Annotated in this window: 29 protein-coding genes; 21 read left to right on the top strand and 8 right to left on the bottom strand. The window is 72.2% G+C overall.

Going from position 1 to position 24,030, the window contains the following annotated elements; genetic code table 11:
• The first annotated feature begins 95 nt into the window (after window positions 1-95).
• A complete protein-coding gene (locus BM362_RS21230; protein WP_093574298.1) occupies window positions 96-569 on the top strand; it encodes an ATP-binding protein in 474 nt (157 codons plus the stop codon).
• An 89-nt stretch (window positions 570-658) separates the two neighbouring features.
• Here BM362_RS21230 and BM362_RS21225 read toward each other — a convergent pair whose 3' ends face one another.
• Together BM362_RS21225 and BM362_RS50625 are read right to left on the bottom strand one after the other, a co-directional pair.
• Entirely contained in the window at window positions 659-1,768 is a 1,110-nt protein-coding gene (locus BM362_RS21225; protein WP_093574297.1) for a polysaccharide deacetylase family protein, read from the bottom strand.
• Window positions 1,769-2,042: 274 nt separating this feature from the next.
• A complete protein-coding gene (locus tag BM362_RS50625; protein WP_093574296.1) occupies window positions 2,043-2,450 on the bottom strand; it encodes a transposase in 408 nt (135 codons plus the stop codon).
• A gap of 792 nt (window positions 2,451-3,242) precedes the next feature.
• Between BM362_RS50625 and tsaA the strand changes: the two genes are divergently transcribed.
• From tsaA to BM362_RS21175, 9 genes are all read left to right on the top strand, one after another.
• Entirely contained in the window at window positions 3,243-3,752 is a 510-nt protein-coding gene (gene tsaA / locus BM362_RS21215) for a tRNA (N6-threonylcarbamoyladenosine(37)-N6)-methyltransferase TrmO (RefSeq protein ID WP_043833810.1), read from the top strand.
• A 102-nt stretch (window positions 3,753-3,854) separates the two neighbouring features.
• Window positions 3,855-4,979, top strand: coding sequence for an XdhC family protein (locus BM362_RS21210; RefSeq protein WP_093574295.1), 1,125 nt, complete (start codon window positions 3,855-3,857; stop codon window positions 4,977-4,979).
• Window positions 4,980-5,046: 67 nt separating this feature from the next.
• Window positions 5,047-5,937, top strand: coding sequence for an FAD binding domain-containing protein (locus BM362_RS21205; RefSeq protein WP_043833840.1), 891 nt, complete (start codon window positions 5,047-5,049; stop codon window positions 5,935-5,937).
• Between the two features lie 2 nt (window positions 5,938-5,939).
• The gene (locus BM362_RS21200; RefSeq protein ID WP_043833808.1) at window positions 5,940-6,449 is read left to right on the top strand and encodes a (2Fe-2S)-binding protein; all 510 of its coding nucleotides are present in this window, start codon (window positions 5,940-5,942) and stop codon (window positions 6,447-6,449) included.
• The gene (locus BM362_RS21195) at window positions 6,446-8,824 is read left to right on the top strand and encodes an aerobic carbon-monoxide dehydrogenase large subunit (RefSeq protein ID WP_043833807.1); all 2,379 of its coding nucleotides are present in this window, start codon (window positions 6,446-6,448) and stop codon (window positions 8,822-8,824) included. The genes BM362_RS21200 and BM362_RS21195 overlap by 4 nt, the downstream gene beginning before the upstream one ends.
• A gap of 19 nt (window positions 8,825-8,843) precedes the next feature.
• The gene (locus tag BM362_RS21190) at window positions 8,844-9,749 is read left to right on the top strand and encodes an XdhC family protein (RefSeq protein ID WP_043833805.1); all 906 of its coding nucleotides are present in this window, start codon (window positions 8,844-8,846) and stop codon (window positions 9,747-9,749) included.
• Window positions 9,746-10,360 (top strand): nucleotidyltransferase family protein, encoded by a 615-nt coding sequence (locus tag BM362_RS21185; RefSeq protein ID WP_043833803.1) that lies wholly within the window; start codon window positions 9,746-9,748, stop codon window positions 10,358-10,360. Before BM362_RS21190 ends, BM362_RS21185 begins: the two co-directional genes overlap by 4 nt.
• Entirely contained in the window at window positions 10,357-11,229 is an 873-nt protein-coding gene (locus BM362_RS21180; protein WP_067579072.1) for an AAA family ATPase, read from the top strand. The genes BM362_RS21185 and BM362_RS21180 overlap by 4 nt, the downstream gene beginning before the upstream one ends.
• Complete coding sequence (locus BM362_RS21175; protein ID WP_093574294.1) at window positions 11,226-12,536, top strand: vWA domain-containing protein; 1,311 nt, start codon at window positions 11,226-11,228, stop codon at window positions 12,534-12,536. Before BM362_RS21180 ends, BM362_RS21175 begins: the two co-directional genes overlap by 4 nt.
• Here the strand turns inward: BM362_RS21175 and BM362_RS21170 are convergent.
• Complete coding sequence (locus tag BM362_RS21170) at window positions 12,493-13,446, bottom strand: LysR family transcriptional regulator (protein ID WP_043833800.1); 954 nt, start codon at window positions 13,444-13,446, stop codon at window positions 12,493-12,495. The genes BM362_RS21175 and BM362_RS21170 overlap by 44 nt on opposite strands.
• Before the next feature lie 26 nt (window positions 13,447-13,472).
• On the opposite strand from BM362_RS21170, the gene BM362_RS21165 reads away from it, so the two are divergent.
• The 11 genes from BM362_RS21165 to BM362_RS21115 all read left to right on the top strand — a co-directional run bounded on the left by BM362_RS21165 (window position 13,473) and on the right by BM362_RS21115 (window position 20,821).
• Window positions 13,473-14,432 (top strand): LysR family transcriptional regulator, encoded by a 960-nt coding sequence (locus BM362_RS21165; protein ID WP_198545251.1) that lies wholly within the window; start codon window positions 13,473-13,475, stop codon window positions 14,430-14,432.
• 143 nt (window positions 14,433-14,575) lie between these two features.
• The gene (locus BM362_RS21160; protein ID WP_043833798.1) at window positions 14,576-14,875 is read left to right on the top strand and encodes a hypothetical protein; all 300 of its coding nucleotides are present in this window, start codon (window positions 14,576-14,578) and stop codon (window positions 14,873-14,875) included.
• Between the two features lie 12 nt (window positions 14,876-14,887).
• Window positions 14,888-15,763, top strand: coding sequence for an FAD binding domain-containing protein (locus BM362_RS21155; RefSeq protein ID WP_067579067.1), 876 nt, complete (start codon window positions 14,888-14,890; stop codon window positions 15,761-15,763).
• Window positions 15,763-16,341 carry a (2Fe-2S)-binding protein gene (locus BM362_RS21150; RefSeq protein ID WP_043833794.1) on the top strand — a complete coding sequence of 193 codons (579 nt, stop codon included), beginning with the start codon at window positions 15,763-15,765 and terminating at the stop codon, window positions 16,339-16,341. The genes BM362_RS21155 and BM362_RS21150 overlap by 1 nt, the downstream gene beginning before the upstream one ends.
• Window positions 16,338-18,752 (top strand): aerobic carbon-monoxide dehydrogenase large subunit, encoded by a 2,415-nt coding sequence (locus BM362_RS21145; RefSeq protein WP_081684914.1) that lies wholly within the window; start codon window positions 16,338-16,340, stop codon window positions 18,750-18,752. Before BM362_RS21150 ends, BM362_RS21145 begins: the two co-directional genes overlap by 4 nt.
• A 13-nt stretch (window positions 18,753-18,765) precedes the next feature.
• Entirely contained in the window at window positions 18,766-19,347 is a 582-nt protein-coding gene (locus BM362_RS21140) for an SRPBCC family protein (RefSeq protein WP_043833792.1), read from the top strand.
• Window positions 19,348-19,376: 29 nt separating this feature from the next.
• A complete protein-coding gene (locus tag BM362_RS21135) occupies window positions 19,377-19,628 on the top strand; it encodes a hypothetical protein (protein ID WP_043833791.1) in 252 nt (83 codons plus the stop codon).
• Between the two features lie 14 nt (window positions 19,629-19,642).
• Entirely contained in the window at window positions 19,643-19,870 is a 228-nt protein-coding gene (locus BM362_RS21130) for a hypothetical protein (protein ID WP_043833789.1), read from the top strand.
• An 11-nt stretch (window positions 19,871-19,881) separates the two neighbouring features.
• On the top strand, window positions 19,882-20,130 hold the full coding sequence (locus BM362_RS21125) for a hypothetical protein (RefSeq protein ID WP_043833788.1): 249 nt from the start codon (window positions 19,882-19,884) through the stop codon (window positions 20,128-20,130).
• A gap of 1 nt (window position 20,131) precedes the next feature.
• The gene (locus tag BM362_RS21120; RefSeq protein WP_043833786.1) at window positions 20,132-20,419 is read left to right on the top strand and encodes a hypothetical protein; all 288 of its coding nucleotides are present in this window, start codon (window positions 20,132-20,134) and stop codon (window positions 20,417-20,419) included.
• A gap of 3 nt (window positions 20,420-20,422) precedes the next feature.
• Window positions 20,423-20,821 carry a hypothetical protein gene (locus BM362_RS21115; protein ID WP_051172424.1) on the top strand — a complete coding sequence of 133 codons (399 nt, stop codon included), beginning with the start codon at window positions 20,423-20,425 and terminating at the stop codon, window positions 20,819-20,821.
• A gap of 107 nt (window positions 20,822-20,928) precedes the next feature.
• On the opposite strand, the gene BM362_RS21110 is transcribed toward BM362_RS21115, so the two are convergent.
• The 5 genes from BM362_RS21110 to BM362_RS21090 are packed head-to-tail and all read right to left on the bottom strand — an operon-like array spanning window position 20,929 to window position 24,025.
• On the bottom strand, window positions 20,929-21,399 hold the full coding sequence (locus BM362_RS21110) for a hypothetical protein (protein ID WP_051172422.1): 471 nt from the start codon (window positions 21,397-21,399) through the stop codon (window positions 20,929-20,931).
• Window positions 21,400-21,409: 10 nt separating this feature from the next.
• The gene (locus BM362_RS21105) at window positions 21,410-21,718 is read right to left on the bottom strand and encodes a hypothetical protein (protein WP_043833785.1); all 309 of its coding nucleotides are present in this window, start codon (window positions 21,716-21,718) and stop codon (window positions 21,410-21,412) included.
• A gap of 15 nt (window positions 21,719-21,733) precedes the next feature.
• Window positions 21,734-22,891, bottom strand: coding sequence for a vWA domain-containing protein (locus tag BM362_RS21100; RefSeq protein ID WP_244194797.1), 1,158 nt, complete (start codon window positions 22,889-22,891; stop codon window positions 21,734-21,736).
• Window positions 22,884-23,759 (bottom strand): AAA family ATPase, encoded by an 876-nt coding sequence (locus tag BM362_RS21095; RefSeq protein WP_043840318.1) that lies wholly within the window; start codon window positions 23,757-23,759, stop codon window positions 22,884-22,886. The genes BM362_RS21100 and BM362_RS21095 overlap by 8 nt, the downstream gene beginning before the upstream one ends.
• Complete coding sequence (locus BM362_RS21090) at window positions 23,756-24,025, bottom strand: hypothetical protein (protein ID WP_043840315.1); 270 nt, start codon at window positions 24,023-24,025, stop codon at window positions 23,756-23,758. Before BM362_RS21090 ends, BM362_RS21095 begins: the two co-directional genes overlap by 4 nt.
• Window positions 24,026-24,030 lie beyond the last annotated feature (5 nt).

The following is a 24,030-nucleotide window of genomic DNA, read 5'->3' as shown; positions in this document are numbered from 1 at the left end:
GGCTGGCTCGTCTGTTTGCCTTCGCCGCCGCTCGGGTACTTTGCGATTCGCTGCACGTCCTGGTGTCTGCCGCGATAGTCGAGGGTGGGTGAAATATGCTGGCACGCATTCCCCGCACCGCAGACCGCGAGTCGTTGTCCGTGGAATTCTGTTGTGATCTGGGGCCGACGTCGCTGCGCGAGATCCGCCGCGCGGTTCAGCGGCTGCTGGCCGGCCGGGACGGTTTCCTGACTTCCGACGCGGTCCTCGTCGCCGACGAGCTCGCCGGCAACGCCTGCCGGCACGGGGCGGCCCCGGCGAAGTGCCGCCTGACCGCCGATCATGGGCGCGGCGTGTTCCGGATCGAGGTCGACGACGCGTCGTCCGCGATGCCCAGGTTGCGGTCTCCTGACCACACCGGCGGACGGGGGCTGGTCTTGGTCGATCGGCTCGCCTCGTGCTGGGGGGTCCGCAGTTTCCCGCGGCACAAGACAGTCTGGGCCGAGTTCGCGCTCGACGCCGCCGCTTCGCCTGAGCAGGGACGAAGCGTGTCACCGGGCCATCCCGATGGTGCCCTGAGCGCTTCCTGACGGGCGGTCTTTCCGGCGGCTGCGGAGCGGCGCGCGAGGAGAGGAAGCCGACCCCGCCCGTACCGTCAGCGCGCGGCTGCCCGGTCCGGTCAGGGTTGTGCCGCGGGCATAGCACGGTACTTGTCCAGCGTGGCCGGGTCTTGCAGCGACATCCACCGCATGACCTCGCTGTAGGTGGCGCACACGGTCTCCGGTTTGACGCACACCTCGCCCATGAAGCTTTCCGTGGCCTTCGCGAAGGCGCCGCCCGCCCAGTCGTTGAAGTGGTTGGCCACCACCAGCGGTGCGCGGTTGCCGGTGAACGCCGCTTCGTAGGCTCCGCGGTAGGTGTCCAAAGTGTCCTGGGTGTACTCCGCGGTGCGGGAGCTGTCCTCCCGCGCGTGGTTGAACTGGAACCACAGGTTGTAGTCCATCATGATGACTTTCTTGTGCAGCGCCGGAACCTTCACATACGGCATCCAGAACTCCCAGATGCCGTTCGCCTGGGCCGGCCACCTCACCCCGTCCGAGGGCTGGCTGGAGTCGTAGCGCAGCCCCGCCTGGCGCATCGCCGGGAACGCCTGGGCCCAATCGCCCTCCAGGCACGGGGTGCGGCCGCCCTTGATCGTCGCCGGGTCGACGCGCAGACCGCGTCCGGCGCGTGCGGCGTCGACGAAAGCGAAGAACTGCCGCAGCTCGTTGTCCCATGCGGTCGTGTTCCAGCGTCCGACGCTCGGCTCGGAGCCGGTGCAGAAGTGGCCGTTGTAGTGCGTGCCGATCTCCTCGCCCTGGTCCACGGCCGTGTTCAGGTCCGCCACGAGCGTGCGCACGTCGTCCTCGGAACCGCCGAACCCGATCGACGCCTTGCCCGGCCGATGCCCCGGCCCGGCGTAACGGTCCCGCTGGGAATCGGGCAGCAAATAGATGCCCGACAGGAACCCGCTGAAGTGCGCGTGCACGGACTTCGCCAGCGGCAGCACGCGTCGCCAATGCTCGTGGGATCCCGCGCCGTCGAAGGAGAACAGCACGAACTGCGGCGGCTTCTCGCCCGGTGCCAGTCTGTGCATCCACGCCGCGTCCCGGGACGGCGGGGCCGCTGAGGGCAGCGGCTTTCCGTCCGGCGGCGGACGGCCGTCGAGCACCACCAGTGCGACAGCCGCCAGCGCCACCGCGACGGCCACCGACAACCACGTTCCCGGTTTGCCGGCCAAGCGTGCCATTTCCCACCCCCTGCCCGGATCTTCCCGCTGAGGGGAAGACGCCGGGCGCAGCCTCGGGTGGCGCGTCCGTGTGACTGCACACCGAAACGCAACCTCGTACCCAGCCAGATGCCGTGACGGCGCCGTCGACGTCACGCGGTGCGGACGCTCCGTGAGGGCCCTTGAGGGAATCTGATAGGGCTTTGTCCGGGTGGGGGTTGTTGTTGGCATAGCGCGCAGGCCCCGGTCCAGCTGGTGAGCAGGTTCTGCGGGAGCAGGGCGGTCTGTCCGAGTGTCAGGCCGGGGCCGCGTGTTTTGGTGTGCGGGCGCGGTGTTCGGCGAGGAAGAGCAGTGCTGCGGTGACGAGGGTGACGTGGCGGTGCCAGCCGGGCCAGGTGCGGCCTTCGAAGTGGTCGATGCCGAGGGTGTCTTTGAGTTCGCGGTAGCCGGTTTCGACGGCCCAGCGGGTTTTGGCGAGCCGGACCAGGCGCTGGAGGGCGGGGCGGGCGGTGCCGGGCAGGCTGGCCAGCCACAGGTGCGCGGGCGTGGCGGGTTTCTCGTTGTCCCGTTGGACCAGCAGCCAGCGGTCGAGCAGGGCGGTCCCGGCTTTCGAGGCTCGTCGCCGGGCCGGGATTCCGGCCTCGCGCACGCGCCGCAGGCTGAAGCCGGCGACCCGGTCGCCCTCGGCGGCGGGCCAGGACACCGGGGCCCGCGCGGCGGCGCTTGCCTTCCCGCGCCCAGGCGGTGTCGGGTTCCCGCTGCCAGGGCAGCACGCTGAGGTCGCTTACCTCTGGGGCAAGCCCGCGGCGGTCGTGACCGGCCGCGCCGATCGCGGAAAACCGTTGTCCTGGGTGCAGATCGGCTCGGTCGCGGGAGCGGAGGCACCGGTTCCGTCGGCCGCTCTGCGCGCGTCGGGCCTGCAGATCGTCGGCAGCGACCAGGGTGCGGTGGGCCTGCGCGGAATCCTGGCCGAACTGCCTGCCCTCGCCGGGGAGATCGCCAAGGGCTCCCTGCGGCCCCCGGGCGGTGCCGGTGGCCGAGGTCGAGCGGGTCTGGGCCGCGACCTCGAACCCGGAGGAACGGACCGTCCTGGTTCCGTGGCTGGGCGGCAAGCAACCGGAATCGCGAACCGGTCCGTTCCGGGAGGTGCTGAAGAGGCGCGGGGTGCGACCGCCCCGCGTTCACGAAGCGCGGGGGAACGGCTCGCTCAGTGGAGGAATCCGGTGCTGTGTCCCCCGGAGCGACAGGGGCCGGGCGACCGCGAACCGAGGCTCCGGGAAGCTGCCGAGCATGCCCGGGCGCGGGGAAGCCGCCGGGAACCTGATGAACGCGAAGCAGCGCGGGGTCGTCCCTGCCCGGCGCCGCCGAGACGGCCGCGCCGCGTTGCTCCCGCTGTCGCGAGCCCTATCCTGGGCGCACGTTCGCGAAACGGAGGTTCGATGTCGATCCGCAACCCCGTGCACCTCGTCGGGACCCCTCTCGCCCGGGCGGGCCGGTGAGCTGCCCGCTGGAGCCGATCGGGGTCGTCCGCACGCCCCGGCGGCGGCGGGACCGGACGCCGGTGCAGGCCGCGCTCAACCGTGCCGAGGAGGGCGTCCTCGAAATCGCCGAGCCTTACGCCGCCGGGCTCGCCGACCTCGACGGCTTCGACTACGCCTGGCTGTTGAGCTGGCTGCACCGCAATGACGATCCCGGCGGCCCGCCGCCGATGACCCAGGTGCCCTTCCTGCTGCGGCCCACGCCGCGGCAGATCGGGGTGTTCGCCACCCGCGGGCCGCGCCGGGTCAACCCGATCGGGCTGAGCCTGGTCCGGATTCTCGACGTCACCGGCCGGAACGTGCGCTTCGCGGGCGTCGATCTGGTCGACGGCACGCCGGTCATCGACCTCAAACCGTATGTCGCGGAATTCGACCGGCCGCCCGGCGAACCCCGCTGCGGATGGCTCGACACCGTCCCGCTCCGCGAAGGCGCCACTCCGGCGGATCTCACGCCCGGCGCGCAGTGACGCGTGCCCGTTCGCGGGTCCGCGCCGGAGGCTCGGGCGGCGGATTCAGTAAATGCTGAGGTCGTCGTTGAAAGGGGGCGTGGCGGCCGTCACGATCGCAGCATGCAGGAAGTCGTGCCCGAACTCGTCGAGGACTGGCGAGCCGGCCGGGCAGCCGGTCTGGCCACTGTCGTGCGCACTATGAAGTCGGCACCACGTCCGGTGGGCGCTTCCTTGCTGCGCCGGGCCGACGGCGCGGCGGTGGGATCGGTATCCGGCGGCTGTGTCGAAGGCGCGGTCTACGAACTCGCCGCGGAGGTAGTCGAGACGGGCGTCCCGGTGCTGCGGCGCTACGGGGTCAGCGACGACGAGGCGTTCGAGGCCGGCCTCACCTGCGGCGGAATTCTCGACGTGTTCGTCGAGCCGGTCGACCGCACGCGCTACCCGGAACTCGAAGGGGTGGCCGACGACATCGCGGCGGGGCGGGCGGTCGGGACGGTCACGGTCATCCGGCACCCCGATCCGCGGCAGGTGGGCCGGCGTCTCGTCGTACGCCATGGTTCGGCCGAGGGCAGCCTCGGCGCCGCGGAAGTCGACCGCCTGGTGGCCGCCGACGCCCGCGGGCTGCTCGCGGCGGGCCTCAACACCACTCTGGAGTACGGCCCGGGGTGGGAGCGGCAGGGCGAGGGCATCGAGGTGTACGTCGCCTCGTACGCCCCCGCACCGCGAATGCTCGTGTTCGGTGCGATCGACTTCGCCGCGGCGACGGCCCGGCAGGGCAAGCTGCTCGGCTTCCACGTCACCGTCTGCGACGCGCGGCCGGTCTTCGCTACCCGGGCCCGGTTCCCCGACGCCGACGAACTGGTCGTCGAGTGGCCGAGCCGGTACCTCGCCCGCGAGATCGACGAGGGCCGCGTCGACGACCGCACGGTCGTCTGCGTGCTCACCCACGACCCGAAGTTCGACGTGCCGGTCCTGATGGAGGCGTTCCGGATGCCGGCCGGCTGCTTCCTCGGGGCGATGGGCTCGCGGCGCACGCACGAGGACCGGCTTCGCCGGCTGCGCGAGGCCGGCGCCGCCGAGACCGACTTCGCCCGGCTGCACAGCCCGATCGGGTTCGCCATCGGCGCCCGCACCCCCGCCGAGACCGCTGTCTCGATCGCCGCCGAGATCATCGCGGCTCAGTGCGACGGCGCCGCCGTGAGCCTCGGCGTCACCAGTGGCCCGATCCACGCACGACCGGAGTGACCCGCCCGAGCGTACGGTCACAAAGCCCGGTCGAACGCTTCGAGCGGGTTGCGGAACGGAGGTGGACATGCAGGTCCCGGCGCCACTGGAATACGAGCGGGCGACGAGCGCGGCCGACGCGATCCGGCTGCTGGAGCGGCTGGGCGGCGAGGCACGGATCATCGCGGGCGGGCACAGCCTGCTGCCGATGATGAAGCTGCGGCTGGCCAACCCGGAATACCTCGTCGACATCAACGACCTGCACGGCGAGCTCGGCTACGTCCGGCGGGTCGGGCAGCAGGTCCGGATCGGGGCCATGACCCGGCACCGCGAACTGCTCGAATCGGACGAGCTGCACGAGCACTTCCCGATCTTCCGCGACGCCGAGCGGGTCATCGCGGACCCGCCGGTGCGCAACCGCGGCACCCTCGGCGGCGCGCTGTGCCAGGCCGACCCGGCCGAGGACCTGCTGTCGGTGTGCACGACGTTGAACGCCAGCTGCGTGATCCGGGATTCGCGGGGCGACCGGGTCGTGCCGATGGAGCAGTTCTACCGCGGGCCCTACGAGACCGCGGTCGGCCAGGCCGAGATGCTGATCGAGGTCCGGCTCCCGATCCGCCCGGGCGGCAGCAACGCCTACGCCAAGGTCGACCTCCGCTCGGGCGCCTGGGCGGTCACCGCCGCGGGCGCCGCGCTGTGGCTCGACCGGCACGGCCGGATCGCCGACGCGCGGGTCGGGCTCGCCGCGGTCGGGCCGAGCACCACCGGCATTCCCGAGATCTCCGCCGCGCTGCGGGGGAGCGAGCCGGACGCCGGGGCGTTCGACATCGCCGGCCGGATCGCCGCCGAGAGCTGCCAGCCGGTCACCGACAGCCGGGGCAGCGCGGCGTACAAGCGCCACCTCGCCGCCGAGCTCACCCGCCGCACGCTCGCGACCGCCCGCGACCGGATCCTCGCCAGGGCCGAGGGGAGGGCCTGACGATGCAGGTGGGAATCACGGTCAACGGCGAACACGTCGTCCGCGAGGTGGAGCCGCGGCTGCTGCTGGTCCACTTCCTGCGCGACGTGCTCGGCCTGACCGGCACGCATTGGGGCTGTGACACCAGCAACTGCGGCACGTGCGTCGTGCTCTATGACGGCGAGCCGGTCAAGTCGTGCACAGTGCTCGCCGCGATGGCCTCCGGGCATGACGTGCGCACCGTCGAGGATCTCGAACGCGACGGGTTCCTCGACCCCGTCCAGCAGGGCTTCATCGAATGCCACGGGCTCCAGTGCGGCTTCTGCACGCCCGGGATGCTGATGACCGCGCGCGCCCTCCTCGACCGCGACCCCGACCCGGAGGAGCCCGTGATCCGGGAGGCGATCTCCGGGCAGATCTGCCGGTGCACCGGCTACGCGAGCATCGTCCGGTCGGTCCGCTGGGCGGCCGAGCACCCGGAGGTCGTGCCCGAACCGGACCTGCCGTGGCCTGTCGTCGGGACCGCGACATGAGCGCCGCCCTCGATCCAGCGGAACACGGGTTCGGGAGGCGGACGCTGCGGGAGGCGCCGCGCTTCGTCCGCGGCCGCGGCACGTACGTCGACGATGTCCAGCTGCCGGGCATGCTGCACCTCGCGGTGCTCCGGGCACCGGTGGCCCACGCCAGGATCGCGAGCATCGACACGACCGCCGCGCAGGCGCATCCCAAGGTGAAGGCCGTCGTCACCGGTGCCGACCTCGCCGAGCGCGGCCTCGCCTGGATGCCGACGCTGTCCGCGGACACGCAGGCGGTGCTGGTGACCGACAAGGTGCGGTTCCAGGGCCAGGAAGTCGCGTTCGTCGTGGCGGAGGACCGGTACTCCGCGCGCGACGCGCTGGAGCTGATCGAAGTCGAGTACGACGTCCTGCCGCCGGTCGTCGACGCCCGCACCGCCCTCGCCCCCGGCGCGCCGCTCGTCCGCGACGACGTCGAAGGGCGCACCGACAACCTCTGTTTCGAGTGGGAGAGCGGCGACGCCGCCGCCACCGCGGCGGTGTTCGAACGGGCCGAGGTCACCCTCGCCCAGGACATGGTCTACCCGCGGATCCACCCGGCACCGATGGAGACCTGCGGCGCGGTCGCCGACTACGACCGCATCGACCGGCGGCTCACTCTCTGGTCCACCAGCCAGGCACCGCACGCCCATCGCACGCTCTACGCCGTCATCGCGGGGCTGCCGGAACACCGGATCCGGGTGATCTCGCCCGATGTCGGCGGCGGTTTCGGCAATAAGGTCCCGATCTATCCGGGCTACCTGTGCGCGATCGTCGGGTCGATGCTCACCGGCCGTCCGGTGAAGTGGATGGAGGACCGCACCGAGAATCTGGTCAGCTCGACCTTCGCGCGCGACTACGTGATGCGCGGCGAGATCGCCGCCACCCGCGACGGGCGGATCCTCGGGTTGCGCAGCCAGGTGCTGGCCGATCACGGCGCGTTCAACGCGGCCGCGACGCCGACGAAATACCCCGCCGGGTTCTTCGGGGTGTTCACCGGCAGCTACGACATCGAGGCCGCGCACTGCGCGGTCACGGCGGTGCACACCAACAAGGCGCCGGGCGGGGTGGCCTACGCCTGCTCGTTCCGGATCGCCGAGGCGGTGTACCTCGTCGAGCGGATGGTCGACCTGCTCGCCCGCGAACTGGGCATCGATCCGGTCGAGCTCCGGCGCCGCAACTTCATCCGGCCCGACGCGTTTCCCTACACCACCCGCACCGGCTGGGTCTACGACTCGGGGGACTACCCGGCCGCGATGGCCGAGGCGGTCCGGATCGCCGGGTACGACGAGCTGCGCGCCGAACAGGCCGAGCGCCGGGCGCGGGGCGAGCTGATGGGGATCGGCGTCTCGTTCTTCACCGAGGCGGTCGGGGCCGGTCCGCGCAAGGACATGGACATGGCGGGCCTCGGCATGGCCGACGGCTGCGAGCTGCGGGTGTACCCGACCGGCAAGGCGGTGGTCCGGATCTCGGTGCAGTCGCAGGGCCAGGGCCACGAGACCACGTTCGCCCAGATCGTGTCCGAGGAACTCGGAATCCCGGTCGACGACGTGGACGTCGTGCACGGCGACACCGATCTGACGCCGTTCGGGCTCGGCACTTACGGCAGCCGGTCGACCCCTGTCTCGGGTGCCGCCGCCGTGCTCGCCGCGCGGAAGGTGCGGGAGAAGGGCCGGCTGCTCGCCTCGTCCGTGCTGGAGGCGGCGGTGGCCGACATGGAGTGGGCCGACGGCGCCTACCGGGTGAAGGGCGACCCTGGCACGGCGGTGACCATCGCGGAGGTCGCGGCCCGCGCGTACGGCGCCCGCGACCTGCCGGCCGGACCCGACGGCGAGCCGCTGGAGGGCGGCCTCGAAGCGAGCGTCTCCTACAACCCCGAGAACCTCACCTACCCCTATGGCGCCTACCTGTGCGTGGTCGACGTGGACCCGGGCACCGGCAAGGTCGCCGTGCGCCGCTTCATCGCGGTGGACGACTGCGGCACCCGGATCAACGAGGCCGTGGTCGAGGGGCAGGTGCACCGCGGGCTCACCGACGGCGTCGGGATCGCGCTGATGGAGTACGTCGGCTACGACGAGGACGGCAACTGCCTCGCCGGTTCGCTGATGGACTACCTCATCCCGACCGCGCTGGAGGTCCCCGACTGGGAGACCGGCGCGACCTACATCGCCTCGCCGCACCACCCGATCGGAGCCAAAGGCGTCGGCGAATCCTCCACGGTCGGCTCGCCGCCCGCGGTGGTCAACGCCGTGCTCGACGCGCTCCAGCCCTACGGCGTGCGTCATGCCGACATGCCCCTCACCCCCGGCCGGGTGTGGGAGGCCATGCAGGGGAACCCCACGCCACCCAGCTGACCGCTCAAGGAGGAGCGCGATGAACACACACCTTGCCCGGCGCCAAGCCGAACTGGTCGCGGCCCGCAGGCCGTTCGTCCACGCGACTGTCGTCCGTGCCGCGGCGCCGACGTCGGTGAGCACCGGCGACCACGCGATCGTGCTGGAGGACGGCACCCTCGAGGGATTCGTCGGCGGCCAGTGCACCCTCGCCTCGGTGAAGCTCGCCGCGCTGGACGTGCTCCGCGACGGCGCCAGCCTGCTGCTGCGGGTGCTGCCGGAGGGCGGTCCGGAGTTCCCCGCGACCGATGGCGCCCGGGTGGAGGTCAACCCCTGCCTGTCCGGCGGCGCGGTGGAGATCTACCTTGAGCCGGTGCTGCCCGCGCCGGTCGTCCACGTCGTCGGCACCTCGCCCATCGCCCGGGCGGTCGCCGACCTCGCCGGCGCGGTCGGGTACGAGGCGACCAGCGACGAGGACGGCGCGACCGCCGCCGGGGCGGCCGCGGTGGTGATCGCCCGGCACGGCGGTCCCGAGCCCGACGACCTGCGGGCGGCGCTGGCCGCCGAGGTGCCGTATGTCGGACTGGTGGCGAGCACGGTGCGCGGGCACGCCGTGCTCGACGAGACCGGGCTGGACGAGGACCAGCGGGCCCGGGTGCACACCCCGGCCGGTCTCCCGATCAGCGCGGGAACGCCGGAGGAGATCGCGCTGTCGATCCTCGCCGAGATCGTGTCCGTGCTGCGCGCCCGGGACGCCGCCGGGCACGAGGGCTCGGAGCCGCCGCCGTCCGCCCGGCCTGCGGTCGCGACCGACCCGGTCTGCGGCATGAACGTCGTGGTCGCGCCGGACGCGATCCATCTCGACGTCGACGGGACCGACTACTACTTCTGCCGCCCAGGCTGCCGCGACGCGTTCAAGGCCGAGCACAGCGTGAGCGTGGGATGACCGGGGACGGAGCAGCTCTCGGCCGGGTGACGGGCCTGGTACTGGCGGCGGGCGGCTCGCGCCGGCTCGGCAGGCCGAAGCAGCTGCTGCCCTATGCGGGCGGCACACTGCTGGACGCGACTCTCGCGACCGCCCGCCGATGCGGGTTCGGCCAGCTCCTCGTGACGCTCGGCGGGGCGGCCGAGCAGGTCGAGGAGACGGTGGACCTGTCCGGCACGGAGGTCGTGCGCAACCCGTCGTACGGCGAGGGATGCTCGTCGTCCATCGCGGCAGCGCTCCCGGCCGTGCACGACAGCGCGCACGGCGTCGCACTTCTGCTCGGCGACCAGCCGACGGTGCGGCCCGCCGACGTCGCCGCGCTGGTCGCGGTCGCGGCGCACCGCCCGATCGGCGTCACGGCGTATGACGACGGTATCGGGCATCCCTTCTGGCTGGGCCGCGAGCTGTTCGGCGAACTCGCGACCCTGCACGGCGACAAGGGCGTCTGGAAGCTGGTCGACCGGGCGGGCGACGACCTCGCGGTCCATCGCGCCGCCGGGCCGGTGCCGCCGGACGTGGACACCTGGGCCGACTACGAGCGGCTCGTCGGCGGCGCGAGGGAGGCGCGGTGACCCGCCTCGACAGTCCCGACGCGGTGCGACGCGCACTGCTGGCCGAGGACCACTTGGTCGACGAGGGGCTGGCGACTGCCCTGCACCTGGCCGTCGACCTCGGGTTGCCGCTGCTGCTTGAGGGAGAGCCGGGCGTCGGCAAGACCGGCGCCGCGGCCGCGCTCGCCCGCGCGCTCGGGTCGCGGTTGCACCGGTTGCAGTGCTACGAGGGGCTGGGACCGCACGAGGCGCTTTACGAGTGGAACTACCAGCGGCAGCTGCTCGCGATCCGGCTGGCCGAGGCCCAGGGTTCGGCCATCGGCGAGGAAGACCTGTTCAGCGAGCGATTCCTCGAAGACCGGCCGCTGCTGGCCTGCCTGCGCCACGACGGGCCGGTGCCGCCGGTGCTGCTGATCGACGAGATCGACCGGGCCGACGACGAGTTCGAGGCACTGCTGCTGGAGTTCCTCGGCGAACGGGCGATCACCATTCCCGAGTTCGGGACTGTCCGCGCCGCGGGACCGATGGTGGTCGTGCTCACTTCCAACCGCACTCGCGAACTCCACGACGCACTGCGCCGCCGATGCCTCTACCACTGGATCGATTTCCCCGGGCCCGACCAGGTCACGGCGATCCTGCGGCACCGGGTCCCGGACGCGTCGGGGGACCTGGTCGCGGCGATCGGCCGCGGCGTCAGCCGCCTGCGGGAGCTGGACCTGGACAAGGCGCCGGGAATGGCGGAAGCGATCGACTGGGCACGGGTGCTCGCCGCGCTCGGGGCGGACGTCCCCGATCCCGCCGCCGTGGCGCCTTCGCTCGGCGCGATCGCCAAGACCCCGGACGACCTGGCCGCGGTCGGGCGCGCCATCCGGGAGGGAGCGCTGGGATGAACTCAGGCCGAGAGCTTTCCGGCCGCGAGGCAGGGAAAGGCGCCGCGAACCGGCCGCGCGCGGGCGATCGGGCGGACCCGGCCGTCCCCGCCGCACCTGGTCCCGAACGGCCGGACCGGCCCGACTTGGCGGCACTGGCGTCGTTGCTCCTCGCCCGCCTCCGCGAGGCGGGAGTGGCGGCCGACCCGCGCGGCGCGGCGGCCTTGACCGCCGCGCTGCCGGGCGTTTTCGCGGCTCCGGGCGACCGGCGTTCGAGGCTGTACTGGACCGCCAGGGTCACGCTCGTGTGCGGTCCCGGCGACCTCGCCGCCTACGACCGGGTCTTCGACGATCTCGTCGGCGTCCCGTCCGGCGGGTCGCCCGCGCCCGGCGCAACGCTGGCGGCGACCCGGCCCGCCGCCGCGCGCCGCGCCGTGCCGAACGCCCCGGCCGGGACGGAAACGGAGGGCGCGGTGCCGTGGGTGACGAGTCCGCGCCAGACCGCGGCCGGCGGGCCCGGCCGTCCCGACGGGCGGGCCGTCCCGGTGCCCGCCCCGGGGTGGGCGGCAGCGCGAGCGGCCCCGGCCTCGTTCGACGACCTCGACGAGCGGATGCTGGCCGATCTCGGGGCCCGGCTGCGCGACGCCGCGCACCGGCGCCGGACCCGGCGGCGGGAAGCGAGCCGATACGGCCGCCTCGACCTGCGGCGCACGGCCCGCCGCTGGCGGCGTACCGGAGGCGAGCCGCTGCACCTGGTCCGGACCCGGCCGCGGCACCGCCCGCGCAGGCTGGTGGTCCTGTGCGACGTGAGCGAGTCGATGCGGCCCTATGTCACCGCGTTCCTGCACCTGATGCGGGCCGCCTCGGTGGAGGCGGGGGAGACCTTCGCGTTCGGCACCACGCTCACCCGGCTTTCGCCCGCGTTGCGGCGGCGCACTCCGGCCGAGGCGGTCGCCGAGGCGAGCTTGCTCGTCGGCGACCGGTACGGCGGCACGCGCATCGCTTCGAGCCTGCGGACCCTGATCCGCTCGCCCCACGCGGAACTGCTCCGCGGCGCCGTGGTGGTGGTCGCGTCCGACGGCTGGGACACCGATCCGCCGGAGCGGCTCGCGGCGGAGATGGCCCGGATCGCGCGCCGCGCGCACCGCGTCGTGTGGATCAATCCGCGCGCGGGAGAACCCGGCTACCGGCCGCTCGTCGGCGGCATGGCCGCCGCGCTGCCGCACTGCGACTCGGTGCTCCCCGCCGCGACGCTGGCCGAACTGGCCGGCGTCGTCGACGAGCTCAGCTCCACAGCGTCACGTAGACCGCGGGGCGGAACCTCCTGATGGGCACCCCGGACCCCTTGATCATCGCCTGGGTGGCCCGAGGCGTCTGCAGGAAGCGCAGCAGTTCCGCGCTCGTCTGCTCGCGGTCCTCCTCGCGGGCGGAGGCGACCCAGACCCCGCGCTGTTTCGTGCCCTGCCCGGTCACCCGCACCAGCCTGCCCGCGGCCAGGTTGGCCGAGACCGAGAACACCACCGCGGGGGCGACCGCCGCGGCGTGGTGCACCTCCTCCAGCGCCGAGGCCTCGCTCTGGAAGATCCGCTGATGCGACTCCGGAACGCGCAGCCGCTGGAGCATCGCCGGGATCGCACCCGCCGGGCCGACCGCGGACGGGCCGAGGTGCCAGGTCGCGCGGGCGAGCTCGGCCGCCGAGACCGGGCGCCCGGCGAGCGGGTGGTCCGGCGTGGTGACGACCTCGACGTCGTAGGCCAGGAAGGCGCGCTGGACGAGGCCCGGGCGGGGGCTCGCGGCGGGCGGCCCGATCGCGACGTCGATCGCCCTGGTCCGGAGGAGTTCCTCGAACTCGCTCGCCTGGTGCACGCTCAGCTCGACTTCGAGATCCGTGGCGCGCTGGGTGAAGGATTCGATCAGCCCCGGCGCCGCGTGTTCGGCGAACAGCGACGTCGCGCCGACACGCAGCAGCCGGAGCCCCTGTGCGGCCTGGCCGATCTCCTCCACGGTGCGGTTCTGCAGCCCGAGCAGCTCGACCGAACGGCTCGCCAGCCGCAACCCGCCCGGGGTGAACGCCAGTCCGGAACCGGTGCGCGTGAAAAGCGGATCGCCGAGTTCCTTGCGGAGCTGGGCGACGTGCATGGAAACGGTGGACTCCGAGACGCCGAGCGCCGCCGCGGCCGATTTGACCGAGCCGTACCGCACGACGGCGGCGAAGGCGCGCAGTTGCGGGATCGTCACCCACTCACTCCTAGGACGTTCACCCGATGATGACTCCGTCGCAGCTCAAAGCGTATTCCGCGGTGGCGCGGCTCGGCTCGGTCAAGGCGGCCGCGGCCGAACTCGACGTGAGCGAAGCAGCGGTCTCGCTGCACGTCGGCCAGCTCCGGAAGGAACTGGGCGACCCGCTCTTCACCCGTACCGGTTCCGGCCTCGCCTTCACCCCGGGCGGACTGCGGCTGGCGAGCCGTTCGGTCGAGCTGCTCGGCCTGCGCGACCGCACCATACAGGAGGTGAAACAGGCGGGCCGGGGCCGTCGCCTTCTCCGGCTCGGGGCCTCCGGACTCTTCGCCGAATACGCCGCGCCGGGGCTGATCGAGGCGTTCACCCAGCGGGCCGCGGACCTCGACGTCGAGCTCAGCACGGACGGGAGCGGGCGGTTCGAGACCCTGCTCGTCACCCGCAGCCTGGACGTGGTGATCGCGCCCCGGGACCAGCTCGGCGGGCGCGACGTCCAGAGCAACCACTTCCTCAACTACGAGGTGATCACGGTCGCGGCGCCGCGGCATCCGGCGGTGAGTTCGCCGCCGTCGGTTCGCCTGCTCCGGGAACAGCCCTGGCTGCTCGGGCCGTCGGCGATGGAGCGCGGCGGGACGGTCACCGAGATGCTGCGCCGCTTGGGCGTGCCCGAGCAGCGGCAGCGCATCTTCCAGAGCCACGCGGCGGCGATCGAGGAGGCCAAGCGCGGACACGGAGTCGCGCTCACCGTCCGCTTCGCGGTGACCGAAGATCTCGAAAACGGCGCGCTCGCCCGGGTCGAAGGACCGCTGCTGAGCGGCCGCGGCGGGTGGAGCATCGCCACTCTCGTCGGCGACCGGGCGCCCTCGTCCGCGGCGGAGCTGTGCCGCTTCGTCGCGACGCCGCGGGCGACGAGGGCGATGCTCCAGCGCCGAGGGGCCGGCGTGGGCCGGTTCCGCCCGGCGGTCCACGTGACCCTCTGGTCCTGACCCCCGTCGCGCCCTCGACCGCACTCAGCGTTCGCTTAGCCGCGAATAGACGCACGACGTGCGCGCTGGGAGGTTGGGATCTCAGGTGGCGACGGCGCTCCCCGGGGCTGCTGCGCCGAGATCCAGCAGGAGGTGCCGCACCCATGCCGGCTATCGAGTCCGACGGTCACAGTCCGGGCAACCCGCGCATCTACGAGCTGATCGAGAACGCGCCCCGCGAGGGCACCGGCGTCTCGCCGACGATCTTCGCGTACTCGCAGCTGGTCGACTTCTTCAAGATCGCCGGGCAGCCGGTGCAGGGCCCGTGGCCGCCGCACCAGCAGCCCCGGCCCGATCCCGCCGAGGCCGAGGCGGGGCCCGTCGCCGTGCCGGACCCGCAGTCCGAGTACGTCCCCCGCCGCAGGCTGTCCATCGACGGCCCGGACGGCGCCCCCACGAGCTAGGAGAGAGCCCGCATGTACCCCGGACGCTTCCGCTACGCGTCGCCCCGCGCGCTCGACGAGGCCGTCGAACTGCTCCAGAAGGCCGAGAGCGACGGCAAGGTGCTGGCCGGCGGCCAGAGCCTGATCCCCTTGCTCAAACTGCGGTTCGCGAGCCCCTCGATCCTCGTCGACATCAACAACCTGCCGGGCCTCGACCGCATCGAGGTCGAGGCGGACGGATCCTTCCGGATCGGTGCGCTCGCCCGGCACGGCATGCTCGAACGCTCCGCCGAAATCGGCAGGCGCCAGCCCACCGCGGCGGCGGCCGCGCCGTTGATCGCGGACCCGATCGTGCGCAGCCGCGGCACCCTGGTCGGCTCGGTGTGCCACGCCGACCCGCAGGGCGACTGGGCGGCGGTGATGATCGCGCTCGACGGCTCCGTCGTCGCGTACGGCCCCGAAGGCAGGCGCACGATCGCGGTCAGGGACTTCGTGACCGGGCCCTTCCAGAACGTGCTCTCCTACGACGAGATCGCGATCGAGGCGAGGATTCCCGCGCCGAAGGGGTCGGTCGCCGGCGGTTTCCTCAAACTGGAGCGCCGGGTCGGCGACTTCGCGACCGCGGGCGCCGCGGTCGGCCTGGAACTGGCCGGGGGCCGGGTGGTCCGGGCAGGCATCGCGCTCACCGGCGTCGGCAGCGCGACCATCAACGCCGAGGCCGCCGCGGGCGCGTTGCTCGACCGGCCGATCGGCGCCGACACCGTCGCCCGCGCCGCGGACCTCGCGGCCGAGGCCGCCAACCCGAAATCCGACCACCGGGGCAGCGCCGAGTACAAGCGGCACGTCGTGCACACCTTCGTCCGGCGGATCCTGGCCGGCATTGGCACCGATCAAGAAAGGGCGGCGTGATGACCAGCCTGTTCGACGAAATCGCCGAGCCCGTTCCCGACGACGTCCCGGTCAACCGCGTCACGGTCACGGTCAACGGCAGGCGGCGCACGGCCGACATCGAGCCGAGGCTGCTGCTCGCCCACTTCCTGCGCCAGGGGCTCAAGCTCACCGGCACGCACACCGGGTGCGACACCACCAACTGCGGCGCGTGCACCGTGCTGCTGGACGGCAAGCCGGTCAAGAGCTGCACCGTCCTCGCCGTCCAGGCCGACGGGCGCGACGTGACCACCGTCGAGGGCATGGCGAAGGGCAGCGAACTCGACCCGGTGCAGGAGGGCTTCAAGGACGAGCACGCCCTGCAGTGCGGCTTCTGCACCCCCGGGATGATGCTGTCCGCCCGCGCCCTCCTCGACGAGAACCCGAACCCCACCGAGGACGAAGTGCGGTTCGCGCTCTCGGGCAACCTCTGCCGCTGCACCGGCTACCAGAACATCGTCAAAGCAGTGCTGTGGGCCGCCGCGAAGGAACGCGGCGACGACCCGCACAACGCCGTCGCGGACTACACCGCGGCACAGCAGAACGGAGCACACCGGTGACCCAGACGGCAGAACCACGGCCGACGGCGCCGCCGCCGCTGGACGAGATCAAGCTGGGCGGCCTCGGCGCCAGCCGCCGTCGCGTGGAGGACAACCGGTTCATCCGCGGCAAGGGCAACTACTTCGACGACGTCGTGCTGCCCGGCATGCTCCACATGGAGGTGCTGCGGAGCCCGATGGCGCACGCCCGGATCAAGTCGATCGACACCTCGAAGGCCTGGGAAATCCCCGGCGTGCGCCTGGTGCTGACCGGCGAGGCGCTGGCGACCCGCAACCTCGGGTGGATGCCCACCCTCAGCTACGACACGCAGGCGGTGCTCGCCACCGACAAGGTCCGGTTCCAGGGCCAGGAGGTCGCCGCGGTCGTCGCGGACGACCCGTACATCGCGAAGGACGCGGTCACCGCGATCCAGGTCGAGTACGAGCCTCTCCCGCCGGTCGTCAACCCGGAGCAGGCGCTGGCCGCCGACGCGCCGCTCATCCGCGACGACAAGCTCGGCCAGGAAGACAACGTCGTGTTCGACTGGGAGGTCGGCGACAAGGCGGGCACCGAGCGCGCCTTCGACGAGGCCGACGTCGTGTCCCGGGTCAAGCTGCACTACCCGCGTTCGCATCCCTCCCCGCTGGAGGCCTGCGGGGCGATCGCGGACTTCGACCGGTCGACCGGGAAGCTCACGGTCTACCTCACCACGCAGGCGCCGCACATCGTGCGCGCCGCCGTGGCGCTGATCGCCGAACTGCCCGAGCACCAGATCCGGATCATCTCGCCGGACCTCGGCGGCGGCTTCGGCAACAAGGTCCCGGTCTACCCGTCCTACGTCGTCGCGATCCTCGCCTCGATCCTCGCCGAGCGTCCGGTCAAATGGGTCGAGGACCGCACCGGCAACCTGATCTCGACCGGGTTCGGCCGGGACGTCTACCTCGACGGCCAGGTCGCGATGCGCAAGGACGGCAAGATCCTCGCGGTCAAGATGAACACCACCTCCGACCACGGGGCGTTCTTCGCCGACGCGCAGCCGAGCAAGTTCAAGATCGGGCTGATGCACTCGGCGTTCGCGGCCTACGACGTCCCGTATGCCCACCTCGCGGCGCGCGGCGTCTACACCACCAAGGCGCCCGGCGGCGTCGCCTACCGGTGCTCGTTCCGGGTCACCGAGGCGATGTTCTTCCAGGAACGGATGGTCCAGGCCGCGGCCGAGGACGCGGGCATCGACCAGGCGGCGTTCCGCAGGCTCAACCTGGTCAAGGACGACGACTTCCCGCACCGCACGCCGTACGGCTTCCTGACCGACTCCGGCCAGTACGGCAAGGCGCTCGACCTGGCGCTCAAGGAGATCGACTACGAGGGCTTCCTCGTCGAACAGGCCGAGGCCCGCAAGCGGGGCAGGCTGCTCGGCATCGGGATCTCGACGATGACCGAGCCGCTCGGCGCGGGCAACAGCCGCGAGTACGACATCCTCGGCATCAAGATGTTCGACTCGGCCGAACTGCGGGTCCACATGACCGGCAAGGCGCTGCTGCGCACCGGCGCGAAGACCCAGGGCCAGGGCCACGAGACCACGTGGGCGCAGATCGTCGCCCACGAACTGGGCCTGCCCGCCGACGACATCGTCGTCGAGGAGGGCGACACCGACACCGCGCCGTTCGGCATGGGCACCTACGCGTCCCGGAGCACGCCGGTGGCCGGAGCCGCGATCGCGATGGCCGCGCGCAAGGTCAAGGCCAAGGCCCGCAAGATCGCCGCGCACCTGCTCGAAGTGTCCGAAGAGGACGTCGAATGGGAACTCGGCCGGTTCTACGTGCGCAGCCAGCCCTCGCGCGGAGTGACCATCCAGGAAGCGTGCCTGGCGGCGTACTCCAACATGCCCGACGGACTCGAACCCGGCCTGGAAGCGGTCTCCTACTACGACCCGCCGAACCTGACCTGGCCGTTCGCCGCGTACGTCTGCACGGTCGAGATCGACCCCGAGACCGGGGTGTGGGACGTGCTGCGGTTCGTCGCCGTCGACGACTGCGGCGTCCGGATCAACCCGCTCATCGTCGAGGGCCAGATCCAGGGCGGCCTGACCGAGGCCTACGCGATGGCGAGCATGCAGTTCATCACCTTCGACGCCGACGGCAACTGCGTCGGCTCGAACTTCATGGACTACCTGCTGCCCACCGCCTGGGAGACCCCGGGCTGGGAGCTGCACGAGGTCGTCACGCCCTCGCCGCACCATCCGATCGGCGCCAAGGGCGTCGGGGAGTGCGCCACCGTCGGCGGTCCCGCGGCCTTCGTCAACGCGGTGGTCAACGCGCTTTCGCACCTGGGTGTGCGCAACGTCGACATGCCGATGCTGCCGGACCGGGTCTACGAAGCCCTGTCCAAGGGCGTCGACGTGTCCGGCGCGCCGCCGGTGAAGACGGACTGAGAGGAGCCGCGCGATGCTCATCAACAAAGACGTCGTCGTGCCGCAGCCGATCGACAAGGTGTGGGCGTTCTTCAACGACATCCCGCAGGTCGCGGCGAGCCTGCCCGGAGCCGACCTGAACGAGGACCTCGGCGACGACCAGTACAAGGGCAAGGTCATGATCAGCATGGGCCCGGTCAAGCTGGCCTTCGGCGGTCTGGCCAAAGTGCTCGAACGCGACGACGCGGCGAAGAAGCTGGTCGTCGACGGCGCGGGCTCCGACGAGAAGGGCCGAGGGAACGCCTCGCTGATGCTCACCGCACAGCTGCTGTCGGTCGCGAAGGGCACCAAGGTGGATCTCTCGATCGACCTGACCTTGTCCGGCGCCGCGGCGCAGTACGGCCGCGGCATGGTTTCGGACGTGACGTCCGTCCTGATCGGACAGTTCGCCGACAACGCCCAGCGGCGGATCGAGGCGATCGAGCGCGGCGAGGACCTGTCCAAGCTCGAAGCCAAGTCGGCGAGCGGTCTCGCGATCGGCTTGCAGGCAGTGAAGCTCGCGTTGCTGCGCGTCTTCAGCCGCTTCTTCCTGCCCTACCAGCCCCAGCCGCGCTGAGGCTCCGCTCTCAATCGAAGGAGAACCCGATGCTGTGGTGGATCGGCAACGCGCTGTTGCTGGTGGCCGTGGTGCCCATCCTGGTCGCGTTGCTCAACCGCGTGCTGGCGGCGCTGGAGCGCATCCGCGGCGCGGCCGACGACATCCTCGCCGGCGGCGGTGCGCTCGCCGGAGAGCTGGACGGCGTGCCGGAACAGCTGGCGGTGACCGACCGGACCGTGCGCGAGGTCGCCGTCGGCGCCGCGCGGTACGGCGGCTCCGTCGCGAAGCTGCTGGGCTGAGGGGAGCACTGAGGATGCCTGCCGAAGCTTGGGTCACCCTGGTCCTCGCCGCGCTGATCATCGCGGCCGCCGCACTCGGCCTGACCCGCGTCATCTTCCACCTGAGGGCGACCGCCGCCACTCTCGACGGCGTCATCGACGGGGTCCGCGTGATCGCGGACCGCACCCGGCCGGTGCCCGCCGTCGTGCCGTCGGTCAACGCCAGCCTCAAGCCCGTCCGCGACTTCACCGAAACGATCTGAGGAGGCCTCCGATGAGCTCCACCGCCGGATGGACCCTCGGCTACGTGATCGCGATCGTCGTCGTTCTCGTCGTCGTCGCGCTCGTGGTGCCGATCCTGCTGCTGGCCCGCCGCATCGGCCGCCAGGCGGGCGACATCGACGACTCGCTCGCCGAGTCCGTCGCCAACACCGCCGCCCTGTCCGGGCTGCGCACCACCATCGACCACGCCGGGGTCATCGTCGCCGGCCTGCGGCGCGGACGCGAAAGGCTGGGTGGCTGACATGAGCCTCGCGCTCACCGAAACCGACGAAACCCTCTGGACCATCGCCAACATCGGCGGCATCGTGGTCGTGCTCGCGGTCGCCGGGCTGCTGACCGTCCTGGTCGTGCTGGTCGCCACCATCGAGAAACGCGTCACGAAGGTACGCGACAAGCTCAAGGCGGCCGCCGCCAACACCGAAGACACGGCCCTGATCGCCGAGACGGCGGCGGGGGTCGAGGCGGTGCTGGGCGAGGGCCTCAAGCACCACCTGTTCCTCGGCCGGGTCTACGAGAAGGTGAGGTCCTGAGCCATGGTCCTGACGAGCGTCCTCGTCATCGTCGCGCTGATCGCGGTGCTGGCCGGCTACTTGTTCGTGGTCGGCGGCCAGCTCACCCGGGTCGCGGCGCTGCTGGAGGAGTGCGCGGAGCTGGTGCGCGCGATCAAGGCGAACGCCGAGCCGATCCGGCCCGGTCTCGACCACATCAACCGCACCGGCGGAGTCGTCGCGGGCGCGCTGCCGCTGCTCTACGGGTTCGCCGAGGGCATCGTCACCGGCGTCTCGCCGCGGCGCGATCCCGACCCGGACGACCGCCTGCCCGCGCGTCCGGCTTCGGGCACTCGCCGCTCGCGTCTGCATGACGGCGTGGGCTACCGCCCCGAGGGCGTGCCCGCCGCCGCGGGCCACGGCCCGCCGCGCTCAGGCGCCTGACCACAGGCGCGCTCCTTTTCCGCAGCCGTCCGTGAGGGGAGCCCTGAAGGAATCAGATTCCTTCAGGGCTCCCCTCACGGACTTTCCGCGTGCGAAATGCGGGTGGGTCAGGGCTCGCGGCCGAGGCGGGGTGTGCGCCGCGATTGGTCTGGGGTGAGTCCTGTCGTGAGGGGGCCGGTGGTGTTCGGCGCGTCGTAATCGCCGATCCAGTGCCGCTCCCACGCCTGGTCGTACTGCTGTTCGTTGCAGCTGGGGCGGTAGACCGCGATCAGTTCCTGGGTGATCTGCTCCCGGTGCGCGGCGGTGCCGCCGGGCACCTCGAACGTGGCGATCTTGAGCCGGAACTTGGTGCCGGCGCGGGCGATCCAGCAGGGCGCGGCCGGATGCCGGAACGGGAAGCCCGCGGTCGTGAAGTCGTCGGTGTGCCCGACGTAGCAGACCGCGAGCCGCTCCGATCCGGGACGGCCCGGATCGGGGTAGAAGATCGCGTACACCCCGCTCGCGGAGGGCGGGGTCCATCCGGCGAGGACCCGGGGTCCTTCGAACGAGTAGCCGGCGAGCGTGCCGAGACGGATCATCGGGGCCCGCTCACGCCTCGCGCTGCTCGTGGGCGAACAGCTCCTCCAGTTCGTCCTGTTCGGACATCGGAATCAAGCTCGACACCGGCCACGGGGGCAGGCCCGCCTCCCTGACCGCCTCGGCGAAAAGCTCCTTCGCCCGCTCTGCCGCCTCGTCGCGGCTGGGCGCCTCGACGAGGATCTGGACGCCGTAGGTCTGCTGGCCGATCCCGGAGGCGACCCCGTCGTGCCGCGCCACGGCGTCGGCCAGCGCCACGATCTCCTCGCGGCCCAACGGCCGATCGCCGTCGGCCTCGACGGTCACGCTCCAGCTCGGCATCTTCGTCTCCTCGCCTCATCGCAGCCGCGGCAGCACCGCGGCCAGTTTCTCCAGGCTGGCCAGGTCGTGCCCGGACAGCAGCTCGTCGATGTAGGGCGCCGCGACCATCATGCCGAGGCTGCTCGGCACCCAGTCTTCGCCGTGGTCGCCCTTGTGCGGGTTGAGCCACACGATCCGGTGACTCAACCGGGTCAGTTTCCGCAGCGCGCCGTCGAGGTGTTCGGGGGACCCGCGGTCGAGCCCGTCGGAACAGATCACCACGATCCCGCCCCGGCTCATCCCGCGCCGGCCCCAGTCGCGCACGAACGCGGCGAGCGAGTCGCCGATCCGGGTGCCGCCCTCCCAGTCGACGACCCGTTCGGCGGCGGCGCGGAGCGCGTCGTCCGGGCGGCGGCGGTCGAGCTGCCGGGTGATCCGGGTCAGCCGGGTGCCGAAGCAGAAGACCTCCACCTTGCGCGCGGAGCGGCTGGTGCCGTGGGCGAACTGCAGCAGCGCGCGGGAGTAGTCGGCCATCGACCCCGAGACGTCCAGGATCAGAATGAGCGGCCGGGCGCGCAGCCGCCGCGCGCGCCACGCGAGTTCGCCGGGCTCGCCGTGCCGGCGCACCGCCGACCGGACGACCCGCCGCAGGTCGGGGGTGCGCCCGGCGCGGGCCGGCCGGGTGCGGCGCGAGCGGCGGCGCGGGGGCACCAGGCGGATGCCTCGCATGATCCGGCGCAGCACCGCCAGCTCCTCCGGTGTGCAGTCGGCGAACGAGCGGTGCCGAGCCGTGGTCGCGGCCGAGGCCACCAGCCCCATCCGCGCCTGCCGCTCGTCCTCCGGGGTGCCTTCCGGGCCGTGCTCCGGGTCCGGCAGTTGCAGCGTCGCGTTCGCTTCCGCCCGCTGCTGCACCGAGAACGGCGGCGGGTCCTCGGGTTCGTCCGGCTCGTCGAGGAAGTAGCGCCGGAACGTGACGTCGTAGACCGGGAGGTGCTCGCGCCGGGTGACCAGGGTGGTGCGCCCGGCCCAGTAGAGGTCGACCAGGTCGGCCGGGTTGAGCAGGGCGCCCGCCGCGCCGTAGGTCATGATGTCGCCGGTGCCGACCGGCAGGCCCGCGCGGCGGAGTTCGCGGCCGAAGCCGACGAGCGTCCGCGTGAAGCCGGCGCCCGTCGCGGAACCGGCGTCCTCAGCCACCGACGACCCGCTCCAGCTGCGGGTAGACCAGGTCGAGGTCGTCGCGGTCCTTCACCACGGCGCCGAGGGTGTCCGCGGCGATCCCCGGATCGAGGTCGTGACCGCCTACTACCTCGACCGTGCGCGTCCAGTCGATGGACTCCGCGACGCCGGGCGGCTTGGCCAGGTCGAGTTCGCGAAGCCGGTTGACCGCGGCGACCACCTTGCGGGCGAGCACCTCGGGGACGCCGGGGGCGCGGGTCAGCACGATTTCCAGCTCGCGATCGGCGTCCGGGTAGCCCACCCAGTGGTAGAGGCAGCGTCGTTTGAGCGCGTCGTGCAGTTCCCTGGTGCGGTTGGAGGTCAGCACCACCAGCGGCGGGCTGTCCGCCCGGATCGTGCCGATCTCCGGGATGCTCACCTGGAAGTCGGAGAGGAGTTCGAGCAGGAACGCTTCGAACTCGTCGTCGGCGCGGTCGATCTCGTCGAGCAGGAGCACGGCCGAGCCGCCCGCGCGCACCGCCTCCAGCAGCGGCCGCTCAAGCAGGAACTCCGGGCCGTAGAGGTTCGCGACGGTTTCCTCCCCGCCCAGGTCGTTGCCCGTGAGGGCGCGGATCTGCAGCAGCTGGCGCGCGTAGTCCCACTCGTACAGCGCTTGGTGGACGTCGATGCCTTCGTAGCACTGCAGCCGGATCAGCTTCCGGCCGAGCACCGTCGCGAGCGCCTTGGCGATCTCCGTCTTGCCGACGCCCACTTCGCCTTCGAGCAGCAGCGGCCGGCCGAGCGACAGCGACACGTACGCGGCGGTGGACAGGCCGCGGTCGGCCAGGTAGCCGACGCCCTTCAGCCGCTCGGTCAACTCGGCGAGGCCGGTGACCGGGCCGGTCACCGGCGGCCCGCGACGATGTCGCCGATGGTGCCGTCGGAGGTGTTCAGCTTGCCGTCGCGGGTGAGCTGCTCGCGCCACGCGGTCCGCAGGTCGGTGCCCTGCCCGACCATCTCCTCGAAGCTGACGTCCTTCATGTTGCGGCACACCGTCGTGTTGCCGCACAGCTCGCCGACGTCGGAGGCGTTGTCGCGGTCGACCTGCCAGATCGAACGGAGCACGTCGGAGGCGGCGTCGCCCGGGGGCCGGGGGTCCGCGTCGTCGTTCATGTCGT

Source organism: Amycolatopsis rubida, assembly GCF_900115345.1.
Taxonomy (GTDB): domain Bacteria; phylum Actinomycetota; class Actinomycetes; order Mycobacteriales; family Pseudonocardiaceae; genus Amycolatopsis; species Amycolatopsis rubida.
Note: the sequence above shows the minus strand (reverse complement) of the source record. Positions and strands in the feature narration are given on the sequence as shown.

Bases quoted from the DNA above. Each gene is read 5' to 3' on its own strand.
- BM362_RS21175 (WP_093574294.1), top strand. From the start codon at position 11,226: ATGAACTCAGGCCGAGAGCTTTCCGGCCGCGAGGCAGGGAAAGGCGCC.
- BM362_RS21190 (WP_043833805.1), top strand. From the start codon at position 8,844: ATGAACACACACCTTGCCCGGCGCCAAGCCGAACTGGTCGCGGCCCGC.
- BM362_RS21135 (WP_043833791.1), top strand. From the start codon at position 19,377: ATGCTGTGGTGGATCGGCAACGCGCTGTTGCTGGTGGCCGTGGTGCCC.
- BM362_RS21185 (WP_043833803.1), top strand. From the start codon at position 9,746: ATGACCGGGGACGGAGCAGCTCTCGGCCGGGTGACGGGCCTGGTACTG.
- BM362_RS21125 (WP_043833788.1), top strand. From the start codon at position 19,882: ATGAGCTCCACCGCCGGATGGACCCTCGGCTACGTGATCGCGATCGTC.
- BM362_RS21210 (WP_093574295.1), top strand. From the start codon at position 3,855: ATGCAGGAAGTCGTGCCCGAACTCGTCGAGGACTGGCGAGCCGGCCGG.
- BM362_RS21090 (WP_043840315.1), bottom strand. From the start codon at position 24,025: ATGAACGACGACGCGGACCCCCGGCCCCCGGGCGACGCCGCCTCCGAC.
- BM362_RS21160 (WP_043833798.1), top strand. From the start codon at position 14,576: ATGCCGGCTATCGAGTCCGACGGTCACAGTCCGGGCAACCCGCGCATC.
- BM362_RS21155 (WP_067579067.1), top strand. From the start codon at position 14,888: ATGTACCCCGGACGCTTCCGCTACGCGTCGCCCCGCGCGCTCGACGAG.
- BM362_RS21205 (WP_043833840.1), top strand. From the start codon at position 5,047: ATGCAGGTCCCGGCGCCACTGGAATACGAGCGGGCGACGAGCGCGGCC.
- BM362_RS21230 (WP_093574298.1), top strand. From the start codon at position 96: ATGCTGGCACGCATTCCCCGCACCGCAGACCGCGAGTCGTTGTCCGTG.
- BM362_RS21165 (WP_198545251.1), top strand. From the start codon at position 13,473: ATGATGACTCCGTCGCAGCTCAAAGCGTATTCCGCGGTGGCGCGGCTC.
- BM362_RS21110 (WP_051172422.1), bottom strand. From the start codon at position 21,399: ATGATCCGTCTCGGCACGCTCGCCGGCTACTCGTTCGAAGGACCCCGG.
- BM362_RS21105 (WP_043833785.1), bottom strand. From the start codon at position 21,718: ATGCCGAGCTGGAGCGTGACCGTCGAGGCCGACGGCGATCGGCCGTTG.
- BM362_RS21115 (WP_051172424.1), top strand. From the start codon at position 20,423: ATGGTCCTGACGAGCGTCCTCGTCATCGTCGCGCTGATCGCGGTGCTG.
- BM362_RS21120 (WP_043833786.1), top strand. From the start codon at position 20,132: ATGAGCCTCGCGCTCACCGAAACCGACGAAACCCTCTGGACCATCGCC.
- BM362_RS21195 (WP_043833807.1), top strand. From the start codon at position 6,446: ATGAGCGCCGCCCTCGATCCAGCGGAACACGGGTTCGGGAGGCGGACG.
- BM362_RS21200 (WP_043833808.1), top strand. From the start codon at position 5,940: ATGCAGGTGGGAATCACGGTCAACGGCGAACACGTCGTCCGCGAGGTG.
- BM362_RS21130 (WP_043833789.1), top strand. From the start codon at position 19,643: ATGCCTGCCGAAGCTTGGGTCACCCTGGTCCTCGCCGCGCTGATCATC.
- BM362_RS21225 (WP_093574297.1), bottom strand. From the start codon at position 1,768: ATGGCACGCTTGGCCGGCAAACCGGGAACGTGGTTGTCGGTGGCCGTC.
- BM362_RS21140 (WP_043833792.1), top strand. From the start codon at position 18,766: ATGCTCATCAACAAAGACGTCGTCGTGCCGCAGCCGATCGACAAGGTG.
- BM362_RS21150 (WP_043833794.1), top strand. From the start codon at position 15,763: ATGACCAGCCTGTTCGACGAAATCGCCGAGCCCGTTCCCGACGACGTC.